Source organism: Proteus sp. G2300, assembly GCF_009915965.1.
Classification (GTDB): Bacteria; Pseudomonadota; Gammaproteobacteria; order Enterobacterales; family Enterobacteriaceae; genus Proteus; species Proteus vulgaris.
Window position 1 is genome coordinate 44,677 of sequence record NZ_JAABNK010000003.1, and the last position, 12,972, is coordinate 57,648.

General features: G+C 38.7%; 11 protein-coding genes and 3 tRNA genes. 8 read left to right on the plus strand and 6 right to left on the minus strand.

The window, feature by feature from the left end; translation table 11 throughout:
- Positions 1 to 5: 5 nt before the first annotated feature.
- Both ppnN and xni read left to right on the plus strand, forming a co-directional pair.
- Positions 6 to 1,373, plus strand: coding sequence for a nucleotide 5'-monophosphate nucleosidase PpnN (gene ppnN, locus GWI97_RS00565; RefSeq protein WP_036934064.1), 1,368 nt, complete (start codon positions 6 to 8; stop codon positions 1,371 to 1,373).
- Between the two features lie 6 nt (positions 1,374 to 1,379).
- Positions 1,380 to 2,162, plus strand: coding sequence for a flap endonuclease Xni (gene xni, locus GWI97_RS00570; protein WP_087803539.1), 783 nt, complete (start codon positions 1,380 to 1,382; stop codon positions 2,160 to 2,162).
- A gap of 103 nt (positions 2,163 to 2,265) precedes the next feature.
- Here xni and rlmM read toward each other — a convergent pair whose 3' ends face one another.
- The 3 genes from rlmM to GWI97_RS00585 are packed head-to-tail and all read right to left on the minus strand — an operon-like array spanning position 2,266 to position 4,717.
- The gene (gene rlmM, locus GWI97_RS00575; protein ID WP_087803512.1) at positions 2,266 to 3,363 is read right to left on the minus strand and encodes a 23S rRNA (cytidine(2498)-2'-O)-methyltransferase RlmM; all 1,098 of its coding nucleotides are present in this window, start codon (positions 3,361 to 3,363) and stop codon (positions 2,266 to 2,268) included.
- Positions 3,356 to 3,751 (minus strand): DUF423 domain-containing protein, encoded by a 396-nt coding sequence (locus tag GWI97_RS00580; RefSeq protein ID WP_087803510.1) that lies wholly within the window; start codon positions 3,749 to 3,751, stop codon positions 3,356 to 3,358. Before GWI97_RS00580 ends, rlmM begins: the two co-directional genes overlap by 8 nt.
- A gap of 45 nt (positions 3,752 to 3,796) precedes the next feature.
- Positions 3,797 to 4,717, minus strand: a complete 921-nt coding sequence (locus GWI97_RS00585) for a transcriptional regulator GcvA (RefSeq protein WP_036934070.1) — start codon at positions 4,715 to 4,717, stop codon at positions 3,797 to 3,799.
- A 662-nt stretch (positions 4,718 to 5,379) separates the two neighbouring features.
- Between GWI97_RS00585 and csdA the strand changes: the two genes are divergently transcribed.
- A complete protein-coding gene (gene csdA / locus GWI97_RS00590; RefSeq protein WP_161751802.1) occupies positions 5,380 to 6,591 on the plus strand; it encodes a cysteine desulfurase CsdA in 1,212 nt (403 codons plus the stop codon).
- 5 nt (positions 6,592 to 6,596) lie between these two features.
- Positions 6,597 to 7,046, plus strand: coding sequence for a cysteine desulfurase sulfur acceptor subunit CsdE (gene csdE / locus GWI97_RS00595; RefSeq protein ID WP_103005148.1), 450 nt, complete (start codon positions 6,597 to 6,599; stop codon positions 7,044 to 7,046).
- Positions 7,047 to 7,211: 165 nt separating this feature from the next.
- Here the strand turns inward: csdE and tcdA are convergent, their stop codons facing one another.
- Together tcdA and mltA are read right to left on the minus strand one after the other, a co-directional pair.
- Positions 7,212 to 8,024, minus strand: coding sequence for a tRNA cyclic N6-threonylcarbamoyladenosine(37) synthase TcdA (tcdA, locus tag GWI97_RS00600; protein ID WP_036938775.1), 813 nt, complete (start codon positions 8,022 to 8,024; stop codon positions 7,212 to 7,214).
- Positions 8,025 to 8,133: 109 nt separating this feature from the next.
- A complete protein-coding gene (gene mltA / locus GWI97_RS00605; RefSeq protein ID WP_036934074.1) occupies positions 8,134 to 9,228 on the minus strand; it encodes a murein transglycosylase A in 1,095 nt (364 codons plus the stop codon).
- Positions 9,229 to 9,608: 380 nt separating this feature from the next.
- Here mltA and GWI97_RS00610 point away from each other — a divergent pair.
- The 3 genes from GWI97_RS00610 to GWI97_RS00620 all read left to right on the plus strand — a co-directional run bounded on the left by GWI97_RS00610 (position 9,609) and on the right by GWI97_RS00620 (position 9,891).
- A tRNA-Met gene (locus tag GWI97_RS00610) sits at positions 9,609 to 9,685 on the plus strand.
- A gap of 30 nt (positions 9,686 to 9,715) precedes the next feature.
- Positions 9,716 to 9,792: transfer RNA gene (locus GWI97_RS00615), tRNA-Met, on the plus strand.
- 22 nt (positions 9,793 to 9,814) lie between these two features.
- A tRNA-Met gene (locus GWI97_RS00620) sits at positions 9,815 to 9,891 on the plus strand.
- 213 nt (positions 9,892 to 10,104) lie between these two features.
- On the opposite strand, the gene amiC is transcribed toward GWI97_RS00620, so the two are convergent.
- Positions 10,105 to 11,367 carry an N-acetylmuramoyl-L-alanine amidase AmiC gene (gene amiC / locus GWI97_RS00625; protein ID WP_087803508.1) on the minus strand — a complete coding sequence of 421 codons (1,263 nt, stop codon included), beginning with the start codon at positions 11,365 to 11,367 and terminating at the stop codon, positions 10,105 to 10,107.
- Between the two features lie 240 nt (positions 11,368 to 11,607).
- Between amiC and argA the strand changes: the two genes are divergently transcribed.
- Positions 11,608 to 12,942 (plus strand): amino-acid N-acetyltransferase, encoded by a 1,335-nt coding sequence (gene argA, locus GWI97_RS00630; protein WP_036934080.1) that lies wholly within the window; start codon positions 11,608 to 11,610, stop codon positions 12,940 to 12,942.
- The last annotated feature ends 30 nt before the right edge of the window (positions 12,943 to 12,972 follow it).

Consider the following 12,972-nt stretch of genomic DNA (forward strand, 5'->3'; position numbering starts at 1 on the left):
CCTACGTGATAACTCATGTCAGCCCATTAGGTTCCATGGATCTGCTTTCACAGCTAGAAGTTGATATGCTTAAAAGAACCGCAAGCAGTGATCTTTACCAGCTGTTTCGCAATTGTTCTCTTGCTGTCCTCAACTCTGGTAGCCTTACTGATAGTAGTAAAGAACTGTTATCTAAATACCAAGATTTTGATATTAACGTACTGCGCCGTGAACGTGGCGTGAAATTAGAGTTAGTCAATCCTCCTGAAGACGCCTTTGTTGACGGAAAAATTATTCGTTCACTACAAGCTAACTTATTCGCTGTACTTCGTGACATTTTGTTTGTTCATGGACAGATCACTACAGCCAAACGTGACCTCCACCTTAATTTAGAAAATAGCTCTCACATCACTAACACCATATTCTCCATTTTACGTAATGCAAGAGCCCTTCATATTGATGAAGATCCTAATATGATTGTGTGCTGGGGAGGCCACTCTATCAATGAAACTGAGTATCTTTATGGCCGAAAAGTGGGTAACGAATTAGGGCTACGAGAACTTAATATTTGTACAGGTTGTGGCCCGGGTGCGATGGAAGCGCCAATGAAAGGTGCCGCGGTTGGTCATGCTCAACAACGTTATAAAAATAGCCGTTTTATTGGCATGACAGAACCATCTATCATTGCGGCAGAGCCACCCAATCCATTAGTTAACGAACTCATTATCATGCCAGACATTGAAAAACGTCTAGAATCTTTCGTTCGTATTGGACACGGTATTATTATTTTTCCGGGAGGTGTGGGAACAGCAGAAGAATTGCTGTACCTACTTGGTATTCTTATGTCGCCAGAAAACCAAGATCAAGTATTACCACTGATTTTAACTGGTCCGAAAGAGAGTGCTGATTACTTCAATGTACTAGACGATTTTATTGCAAATACATTGGGTGACGAAGCACGACGCCATTACCAAATCATTATTGATGATGCGCCAGAAGTGGCTCGTATTATGAAAAAATATATGCCATTGGTGAAAGATAATCGTCGTAGCACAGGTGATGCCTATAGCTTTAACTGGTCAATGAAAATCAATGCTGACTTACAGCATCCTTTTGAACCTACCCATGAAAATATGGCATCCCTTAACCTAAGCACCAATCAGTCTCCTGAAAAATTAGCAGCAGACTTACGTCGTGCATTTTCAGGTATTGTTGCGGGTAACGTAAAAGAAGTGGGAATGAAAGCGATTGAAGCTCATGGCCCTTATAAAATTCATGGCGACAGCGAGATTATGCGTCGTATGGATATTTTATTAGCCGGCTTTGTTGAGCAACATCGTATGAAACTTCCTGGTGGTACTGCTTACCAACCATGTTACGAAATAATCAGTTAATTTATGATGATACATTTGCTGATTATTGATGCTTTAAACCTGATCCGTCGCATTCATGCGGCATCAGGTTCTTCCTGCCCGACGGTGTGTGAACAAAGTGTCAATCAGCTACTCGGACATACACACCCTACTCATGCTGTTGCTGTCTTTGATGAAGATGACCGAGAAGGGAGTTGGCGACACCAACTCCTTCCTGATTATAAAGCAGGTCGCACACCAATGCCTGATGAATTGCGACAACAATTGCCAGTAATTAAAGCAATGTTACTCAATTTAGGAATACAAAGCTGGCATTCTGGTGGAGATGAAGCAGATGACGTTGCCGCAACATTAGCCACAAAAGTAGCAAATGCAGGTTTTCGTGTCACTATTATTTCAACTGATAAAGGATACTGTCAGTTACTTTCTCCCTCTATTCGTATTCGAGATTATTTTCAACGACGTTGGTTAGATTTAGAATTTATTAGGGCCGAGTTTGGTGTCGAACCATCTCAACTTACTGATTATTGGGGATTAACAGGTGTAAGTAGCAGTAAAATTACAGGTGTTCCAGGTATTGGCCCTAAAAGCGCTGCAGAACTCTTACAAATTTATCCTGATTTAGAATCACTGTATCAGCACATTGATAACGTCCCTACAAAATGGCGAAACAAGCTGATTACTCACAAAGAGTCTGCATTTATTAGTCGGAAAATCACAACATTACGCACTGATATCCAATTAAACGGTAATTTACAACAATTACGTTTAAACAACTATAATCTAAATAATTCAGCTCCAACCTGCTGATAATTTAGTATCATTATATAAAGTAAAAAAGCTAAGCCTATAAATAGAAGCTTAGCCTTTTTATTGTCATCAATAATGCATTGATGAGTGTTTACCATACTTCTTAGAATTCGCGATCTGGGCGATACGCAGCCCAAATATTTTGGATATGAACCGTTATTTCTTCTCTATCATGATAAAGATGTTTTGCTTGGATTTTAGCATTAATGCCTTTTTCGGCTAACTCTGTCTTTATTTTTTCAAGAATATGAGAAACTTCTTCATAACGCTTTTTCATTGGTAATTTCAGGTTAAAAATCGCTTCACGACACCACTCATTAGCAACCCATGTTGTCATTAAAGCTGCAACTTTTGCTGGTTTTTCAACCATATCACAAACAAGCCATGTGATATTTTTAGAGGTTGGCTCGAATTTAAACCCATCAACTTGGTGATGACGAACTTGCCCTGTATCCATTAAAGATTGTGCCATTGGGCCATTATCGACCGCATGTACCATCATGCTACGTTTCACTAATTGATAAGTCCAACCACCAGGGCAAGCACCTAAATCAACCGCTTTCATTCCACTGGCTAAGCGCTCTTCCCATTCTTCGTACGGAATGAAAATATGAAACGCTTCTTCAAGTTTCAACGTAGAGCGACTTGGTGCATCGGATGGAAATTTTAATCGAGGAATACCCATATAGAATGCAGAATTATTGAAGCTATAAGAATAGCCAACATAACAACACCCTGGTGCAATGAAAAATACATGAATAATAGGACGGCTATAATTCTCCACTTTCAGTAAAATTTTTTCATTACGTAAATGATTACGTAATGGTACCGTAAATTTACGGCAGAATTTTAATAATTCCTTGCTTTCATTCGTATCTGCAACTTCAACTCGAAGTTCACCCGCTTTTTCAACAACACCTTTTAGCATTCCAACAATAGGTGTAATTCTATCTTCTGGAGGTAAATCTTTAAGTAACTCACCTGTCACAAACATCTGACGAGCAAAAATTAATTCACGGAAATTAACTTCACGCGCAATCTTGTCTGCGTCACCTTCTTGGTAGCATTCAAAAATCACATAACCACTTCCCTCTTTAACACGAGGAAAGCCATAAACACCGATTTGACCTGCTTTATCCGTAATCTCAGCCGCGCACTCTTTTTCAAAACCTTGGCGACAATATAATGCAACTTTATTCATGGCGAGACGCCGGTGCCCTTAGACGCAAAGCGCCAATAAAAATTAAAGTCCAACCAATAAGAAAACTAAATCCACCAATTGGCGTAAAATAAGATAATAATCTAACTTGTGTTAGCGCCATACAATAAAGGCTACCACTGAAAAGTAAAATACCAACACTAAAGAAAATACCAGCCCAATAAAACCATAAAATGGTTTTTCGCATTAATATTGTCGCGATCCCGACAAGTATCAAGGTATGTACAATCTGGTAGCGCATCGCTAACTGAATGTATTCCCAATGTTGTGGCGATAAATGAGGTGCTAGCTTATGCGTTGCAAATGCACCAAAAGCGACATAAAAAAAGCCACTAATCGCGGAAAACATAAGCAATGTACGACTATTCACTATTTATTCCTTCCTAATTTAGAAGATATTTTGCCAATCATAATATTAAGATGACGCTAGTAAACCCAGCTTTTCTTGTTCGTTTGCTGCTTGTGATAAAATCCATTGGCGAAAAGCCGCAATTTTACCCAACTCAGCCTGACTATCTTGGCAAACTAAATAAAATGCATTTTTACTGACAAGGACATCTGGAAAAGGTCTCACGAGCCGACCAGATTCTATTTCACTACGTGCCATAACATTATTAACTAATGCAACCCCTTGCCCATGTACAGCGGCCTGGATCACCATTGAGCTATGGCTAAAAATGGGGCCTTGCTGCACATTGATCTGATTTTGTATCTCTAATTGGCGAACATAAGCTTGCCAATCTCGACGAGATGTATCATGTAGTAGTGTATGATAAATCAGATCGGAGGGGGTTTTTAGTGGTTTTTCGCCTGTAAGTAAAGATGGCGCACAAACAGGAATTAAATATTCTGCATAAAGGCGGTCTGTGCGTAACCCAGTCCAGTTCCCTCGACCATAAAAAATAGCCACATCAACGTCATCAGCAAGTTTATCTTCTTCTCTATCGACAGCCTGAATTCGTACATCAATCCCTGGATAAGCTTGATTAAATCCAGACAACCTTGGCACTAACCATTGGATCGCAAAACTCGGAGAAAGACTAACTGTTAGTGCACCTTTCGCGCTTCTCGCTAATAATTTGCGAGTTGCTTCGTTAATTGATGAAAAAATTTCCTTTATATCAAGATAATAGCTCTGTCCTTCTTCTGTTAGCAAAAGTGAGCGATTGCGTCTTCTAAATAATTTTAGCCCAAGAAATTCTTCTAGTGTTTTAATTTGATGGCTCACCGCCGCTTGTGTCACAAATAATTCTTCAGCCGCTTTAGTAAAACTTAAATGACGTGCAGCTGAATCAAAAACCCTAAGCGCATTTAATGGTGGTAAACGTTTAGACATATTCGGTTCTTAAACCCCTATTTTGGCTATTAGTAGACCCTAACTTTCATCATTAGTTTTTTTTATGCGAAGCATTATAATTTGTCCCTTGATGATTAGCCAGTAAATACCTATAGTAAGCGCACTTCCTAAGCCGGAACGAAAAGTTGTGTAGTAGTAATACTGCAAGACTTTTGGCTTTGTGGTTGTGATGTTGTGTTTGCAAGTTGTCTGGAAATTCCAGACTTAGTAGCTGATGCTACTGTTTTTTTTCACTTCCTGTACATTTACCCTGTCTGTCCATAGTGATTTTATAGTGCACCGCCAAGGCGGTGCTTTTTTTATTCCCTATTTTTATCTAACTTTTCATCTGCTATACACCCACTTTTGATGTTTTTATCTTTTCTTTACAAGAAATTTATTGTCATTGTTCTAAAAAACACATCATATTCTCTTTAAGATAATTAAATTAAAGAAAAAAACACGTGTTAAATCTACTATCTGTGACTTTTTATTGAGTGAACTTTCGCCATCTTTATCGTGCTATGATGGACGCACTATCATGTTACAAACGGATGTTCCTAGTTTTTCATTATAAATAAATATAATTAACCGTATAATCCATACGCCCTATTTTTACTACAAATCACGAAACGTTATTCATCTACTAATACAGCATAATTATGAACGTATTTTCCCCTAAATTATTTCGACAACAATTTCCCGCTCTCGAAGCAGATACGATTTATCTTGATAGCGCAGCCACGGCACTAAAGCCCCTCGCCATGATAGAAGTCTCCGATGCCTTTTATCGCCATAATTTTGCAACGGTTCATCGTAGCCAATACCAGCATGCTAAAGAAACCACACAACAGTATGAGGCGACGCGTCAACAAATTGCTAAATTAATCAACAGTGCCGATAGAGATACAATTATTTGGACAAAAGGCACAACAGAATCACTCAATTTTATTGCTCAAGGTTATTTTCGTCCTCGTTTACAACCAGGTGATGAAATTATTGTTAGTGAGCAAGAACATCATGCAAACCTTATCCCTTGGTTGATACTGGCAGAACAAACAGGTGCACGGGTGATCCCTTGGGTAATAGAAGATGATTTTTTACCTTCAATTGACAGCTTAAATGCTTTAATCAACAAACGAACACGAATTGTCGCTATTAGCCAAATGTCGAATGTGACAGGTGCTCAAATCGCATTAGACAAAGTGTCTCAATGCGTTCATCAATATGATAATTGCTTACTCATTGTCGATGGTGCACAAGGTATTGCACATTATCCAACAGATGTCACAGCACTTGATATCGATTTCTATGTCTTTTCTGCCCATAAACTTTATGGTCCTAATGGATTAGGTATTTGTTATGGCAAACGAAAACATTTAGAGAATATGGCACCTTGGCATGGTGGCGGAAAGATGCTAACGAACGCAACATTTGATGGTTTTACCCCAGCTCCTATCCCTCAGCGTTTTGAAGCTGGAACACCTAATGTTGCAGGTGTTATTGCTTTCTCCGCCACATTAACATGGTTAGAAACACAAGATATGTATCAGGCTAACCAATACACATTAGAGCTTGCTGATGAAGCTGAAAAACGTCTAAGTGAGTTAGATGGGTTTATCAGCTATCGCGCGCCAAATTCATCCATCATCTCTTTTAATTTTTTAGGCATTCATCATAGTGATTTAGCAACATTAATCGCAGAGAAAGGTATTGCATTACGTACAGGACAGCACTGCGCGCAACCTCTTATTGATTCATTAAATATTTCAGGCTGTTTACGCATTTCTTTTATGCCTTATAATCAATATTCTGATATTGATGCTTTTATTAATGCCGTTAAATTTGCGCTAACACTCTTAAAAGACGAATAATGATAATGAACAACACACATCACCTCACTACTCAACACCCTTTTGGCCATGAAATTACTTTAGAGACCTTGCTTAAGGATTTTCAAAAATCAAAAGCATGGGAAGATAAATATCGTCAATTAATTCAACTTTCACGAAAACTACCTGCATTACCAGATACATTAAAAACAACAGAAAAAGAGATCCAGGGTTGTGAAAATAGAGTGTGGCTTGGGGTTGAATTAAACAATGAGGGCAAATATCACGTTTATGGTGATAGTGATGGACGGATTGTAAAAGGCTTACTTACTATTATTTTAACAATAGTTGAAAATAAAACGGCACAGGAAATAGCTGATATCGATATATTAGCGATTTTTGATCAATTAGGATTGGCTAATCAAATTAGCCAATCCCGCACTGATGGAGTGAATGCAATTATCGCGCGGTTAAAATCACTCACTTCTCAATCTTAGCCTTAACTTAGGCTCAAAATCTCAATATATAATACAAATATATACTATAAATAATACGAGGTGCAGCCAGGCGATAAGTGAATGAGTCACTAGGAGCATACATCAGTATGTGACTAGTGCGAATGAGCATAGTCAACAACGCTGCAACTTGAAGTATGACGAGTATTATAGTCGACCTTCTCGTTGTGCCTTAGCCAACATCTTCTTCAACGCATGAGACACCGCGATAAAACCAAAAGAAGCCGTTACCATCGTTACAGCCCCAAATCCTGCGGAACAATCCATTCGTTTTACGCCATCAGCAGTGCTTTTCGCTGCACAAACCGTCCCATCTCCCTGCGGGTAAACCAGTTGTTCAGTTGAGAAAACACAATCTATTCCTAGCTTACCTTTGCTATTTTTTACAACATTAAAATCAGATTTCAAGCGCTCTCTTAGTTTAGCAGCTAAAGGATCTTGAATTGTTTTTGCTAAATCAACGACCTGAATTTGGGTTGGATCAGTTTGGCCTCCAGCCCCTCCTGTTGTGATCACAGGAATTTTATAACGACGACAATAAGCTAATAACGCCGCTTTGGGCCTAACACTATCAATCGCATCAACCACATAATCAAAATTGTTATTCATCATCTCATCGACATTATCAACCGTGACAAAATCATCAATACTAGTGACATTACATTCTGGATTTATTTCCAAAATACGCTGTTTCATAACATCGCATTTAGGCTGCCCCACATTTTCTTTTAATGCATGTATTTGCCGATTCGTATTAGTTACACAAACATCATCCATATCAATTAAGGTGATAGCACCAATACCACTACGTGCTAGTGCTTCTGCAGCCCAACTGCCTACCCCACCTATACCCACGACACAAATATGAGCCTGAGCAAAATAAAACAACGCTTTTTGCCCATAAAGTCGTCCTATTCCAGAAAAGCGTTGTAAATATGAATCTGATAATGAATTTTGCATAATGCGATAACAACCTAAATAACAAAAGGTATCATGGCTATTAATATCAATAGCCATGTCGTTTACGTGATTTTACCGTTAATAATAACTCGATGAATAGTAAATCGTTTTATGACGCAGGATTTAGTAAGTTAAGTTGTGATTTTTTTAATACCCAAACACGGCCATAATGATTATAAAAACCAGCCATATGACCTGCATCTTTGCCAATTCCATGATAAATATCGAAATGATGTCCTTTGATTGCACCGCCCACATCTAATGCTACCATCAAACGCATCTGATATTCACCGGTAAACTTACCAGTATTATCAAGTACAGGAATTTCAGCCAATAATACAGTTCCCGCTGGAATAATACTTCTATCAGAAGCAACAGATGCAAGTGCAACCAATGGAATAGCACTAGCACCTCTTACTGGTGTAAAAGGTTCGGGTTTAAAAAAGACAAATGAAGGATTTTCTTCTAACAATTTTCTTACTTCAGCATCGCTATGTTTATCAGCCCATTCCCTGATAGCAAGCATCGACATATCTTTTCTTTCTACTTCACCATTATCGATAAGCACTTTACCAATGCTTCGATAAGCATGCCCATTTTTTCCTGCATAACCAAAGAACGTAAGCGGTTTTCCATCACCAAAATCAACATAGCCACTCCCTTGAACTTCCATCATAAAGTTATCCATAATGGAATTACTGTAAGCAGCAATCAAAGATTGGCTTAATGCGCCATTATAGATAGCTGCGCGTGAAGGAAGCTTAGAACGGCTATTCGCGGGCATTTTATAAAGAGGGTATTGGAATTCGCCTTGTCGTGTTAAACGAGCTTCAAGAACTGGCGTATAATAGCCAGTAAATTGAACGTTACCGTAATTATCAACACCTTCCATTTGAAATGCAGAAAGATTAAATTGGCGTAATTGGCGAGTATCTGCCCCTGAACGTAACCAGTTTTCAACAGCTTGATAAGTCTCTTGATGGCTATTATACAAGCGAGATGATGTTTGACTTATCTGATTAATTTGTTGCAGATAATCTGGGCCATTAATCGGTGTACCTTGTGTATTTGGCGAGCTGACTTCGATCAAGTCCTGTTTAAGCTTTCCATCTTTATATTGCTGACCTTGCTCTGTGGGACGGTGACATCCTGTTAAGGCAAGCGCTAACATACCTAAAATTAACGATTTTCGCCAAGTAACCATTTTTTACTCGCTTAATGATTAAATTTGAGAGTTGATTTTGAATGAGAAAGATACCAAAGCCAAATCAATAAAGATATGAATGTCCCCCATTGCTAATGTCTTCTATTATCAACTAACCAATACGACTTTTAAACATTAAATATATGCTCTAAATAATTCGAGATACAGGTAGATAACAAATGAAAAAAGGTAAAGTGCATAGATAAACTATATATGACTCAACTCACAGAATTGTACTATAACTCGAAGCATGACAAGTATAACTGCCTAAAATTGCATCTCCATGTATTATTTCTGACCGTTTTTAAAAGAAAACGATAAAAATTTCATAAAAAACTTGCAACTCACCAGATCCTGAGTATAGTGCCCCTCTGTGGAGACGCGGGGTGGAGCAGCTTGGTAGCTCGTCGGGCTCATAACCCGAAGGTCGTCAGTTCAAATCTGGCCCCCGCAACCAATTCACAAAGTAGTCAGTTATAGTATCAGTCGCGGGATGGAGCAGCATGGTAGCTCGTCGGGCTCATAACCCGAAGGTCGTTGGTTCAAATCCAGCTCCCGCAACCAATTCTATAAATAACAATTCAGTCGCGGGATGGAGCAGCATGGTAGCTCGTCGGGCTCATAACCCGAAGGTCGTTGGTTCAAATCCAGCTCCCGCAACCAATTTTCTTTCAAGATATCTCTCTCATTTTTTACCCTCTTCCTAAATTAATTCAATTTTATTCCCTACTCTGTCCATATATTTATTCTATTAGTTATCTTTTTTGTAATAAAGTCATGATGTTAAATAAGGTTATTTTATTGAAAAGTAATAAGAAACCCCAATAGAAAGCAATGTTTACTTTCTACTGGAATATAAAAGATAAGAGGAAAACACTAGCTACGATCAGCTAAGGTTAACTCACCACCATTAGCAAAATAAGCTTTGATACCTTTAAAAATAGATTCTGCAATTTGTTGCTGGAATTTAGCCGTTTTCAGTTTTTTCTCTTCTTCGATATTACTGATAAAGGCAGTTTCTACTAAAATAGAAGGGATTTCAGGCGCTTTTAATACAGCGAATCCTGCCTGATCGACTTTATTTTTATGCAGTTTATTAATCCCTCCTAACAATTTAAGCACCTCACTACCAAATTTCAAACTGTCATTGATAGTCGCTGTTTGCACAAGATCAAGCATGGCATGATCAACATAACGGTCACCACTTTTGCTCACACCACCAATTAAATCAGACTCATTTTGAGTTTGCGCAAGATAACGTGCCGTATTACTGGTCGCACCTGTTTTTGACAACGCAAAAACAGATGAGCCTCTGGCAGAACGATTAGTAAATGCATCTGCATGAATAGAGACAAACAGGTCTGCTTGCATTTTTCGTGCTTTAGCAACACGCACTGTTAATGGAATAAACACATCTTCATTACGTGTCATATACGCCTTCATTTTGGCGTCTTTATCGATTAATGTTCTTAAGCGACGTGCTATTTGTAATACCACATCTTTTTCACGCGTTTTATATTTCCCAACGGCACCGGGATCTTCCCCGCCATGCCCAGGATCGATCATAATGATAATTGGCCTATCTCGTCCCGCCCGACCCGGTTTACGTGTATCTGTTTGTGCGGGTACCGCTTGTTGTAAATCGCCATCATTATATTCACGTAACAGTGCTAAGAGTGGGTCATCTTCAGTGTCTGAGCCGTGACTTGGGTAGAAATCTAACACTAAACGGTTTTTAAATTCCGCAACAGGCTTTAGAGTAAACATTTGTGGCTGCACTGCTGTTTTTACCTCAAATACCAGTCGCACTGTTTTGGGCGTATTTTGACCAACACGGATCAATTTCAAATAAGGATCGCTAGTCTGCACCTGATTAGCAACCCCTTTTAGTACGCTATTAAGTTGAATACCTTCTAAATCCACCACAATACGTTCAGGGTTTGATAATGCAAACTGACGATATTTAAGTGGTGTACTTGATTCTATAGTCACGCGAGTATAAGTCGAGGCAGGCCAGACCCTGACGGCCACAATAGATGCTGTCGCAGCCAAGCCAACAGGGCTAACACTTAACAATAATAACGCGCCAATTCCTTTAATAAGACGACGACGAGTTTGATTGTGCTCAGAATGACTCATGAAAATATTCCAAAAAAACGATTAACGTCAATAAACTCTAAAAAGAGATAAAAAAAGTTAAGAACGAAAAACTTTACCCAATCCACACTTCACTGTCACTTAAAAACAGCACAATTACTCACTTTTACACGAATATTCTGCCCTTATGCAAAACAATAAGATAGGATTTTACTTGCCATTTCTCACCAAAAAGAATAAAAATACATAAAATACGAATAAAAATTCATTTGAGAGGGCTTTATGAAAGAGCGTAGCACCGAATTGGTCGATGGATTCCGCCACTCGGTTCCGTATATTAATGCACATAGAGGCAAAACATTTGTCATTATGTTGGGTGGCGAAGCTATTGCACATGAAAATTTCCCATCCATCATTAACGATATTGGATTACTACACAGTTTAGGTATCCGTTTAGTGGTTGTTTATGGCGCAAGACCACAAATTGATATGGCACTTGAAGTGCAAAAAGTCTCTCCGATTTATCATAAATATACCCGTATTACAGATAGTAAAACCTTAGAAATTGTTAAACAAGCTGCGGGTACATTACAGCTCGATATTACCGCACGTTTATCAATGAGTTTAAGTAATACACCATTACAAGGCGCGCATATTAATGTGGTTAGTGGCAACTTTGTCATCGCGCAACCTTTAGGAGTTGATGATGGTGTTGATTATTGTCACAGCGGAAAAATTCGCCGTATTGATGAAGAAGCAATTCATCGTCAATTAGACAGTAATGCCATTGTATTAATTGGCCCTGTAGCCGTGTCTGTTACAGGTGAAAGTTTTAATCTCACATCAGAAGAAGTGGCAACACAACTTGCTATAAAACTTAAAGCGCAAAAAATGATTGGTTTTTGCTCTTTCCAGGGAGTGGTTGATGAAGATGGTCACATTGTGTCTGAATTACTACCTAATCAAGCAGAAGACAAAATTCAAGAACTACAAACAGAAGGTGATTACCACTCAGGTACAGTTAGATTCTTGCGAGGCGCTGTTAAAGCCTGTCGTCGGGGGGTAGAACGCAGTCATCTATTAAGTTATCAATCTGATGGTGCGCTTATTCAAGAGCTATTTTCTCGAGATGGTATTGGGACTCAAATTGTGATGGAAAGCGCAGAAAAAGTTCGCAGAGCCAATATCAATGATATTGGTGGCATACTCGAACTTATTCGCCCATTAGAACAACAAGGTATTTTAGTCAGACGTTCAAGAGAACAATTAGAAATAGAGATAGACCAATTTACTATTATTGAACGCGATAATATGACTATTGCCTGTGCCGCGCTTTATCCTTATCAATCAGAAAAAATTGGTGAAATGGCCTGTGTTGCCGTACATCCTGATTATCGTAGTTCTTGCCGTGGTGAAGTATTACTGCAACGTATTTCTACTCATGCTAAGCAATTGGGACTAGAGAAACTATTTGTTTTAACAACGAGAAGTATTCACTGGTTTCAAGAGAAAGGATTTGAACCTGCTGAAATTGATAAGTTACCCATTGAAAAACAAGCGCTCTACAATTATCAGCGTCGCTCTAAGATCTTGATTTTAGATTTACATAAAGAGTAATATTTAACACAACCCCAAAGACAGGTATCC

Coding starts and splice junctions, on each gene's coding strand:
- xni (WP_087803539.1), top strand. CDS start 1,380: ATGATACATTTGCTGATTATTGATGCTTTAAACCTGATCCGTCGCATT.
- rlmM (WP_087803512.1), bottom strand. CDS start 3,363: ATGAATAAAGTTGCATTATATTGTCGCCAAGGTTTTGAAAAAGAGTGC.
- GWI97_RS00585 (WP_036934070.1), bottom strand. CDS start 4,717: ATGTCTAAACGTTTACCACCATTAAATGCGCTTAGGGTTTTTGATTCA.
- csdA (WP_161751802.1), top strand. CDS start 5,380: ATGAACGTATTTTCCCCTAAATTATTTCGACAACAATTTCCCGCTCTC.
- csdE (WP_103005148.1), top strand. CDS start 6,597: ATGAACAACACACATCACCTCACTACTCAACACCCTTTTGGCCATGAA.
- tcdA (WP_036938775.1), bottom strand. CDS start 8,024: ATGCAAAATTCATTATCAGATTCATATTTACAACGCTTTTCTGGAATA.
- mltA (WP_036934074.1), bottom strand. CDS start 9,228: ATGGTTACTTGGCGAAAATCGTTAATTTTAGGTATGTTAGCGCTTGCC.
- amiC (WP_087803508.1), bottom strand. CDS start 11,367: ATGAGTCATTCTGAGCACAATCAAACTCGTCGTCGTCTTATTAAAGGA.
- argA (WP_036934080.1), top strand. CDS start 11,608: ATGAAAGAGCGTAGCACCGAATTGGTCGATGGATTCCGCCACTCGGTT.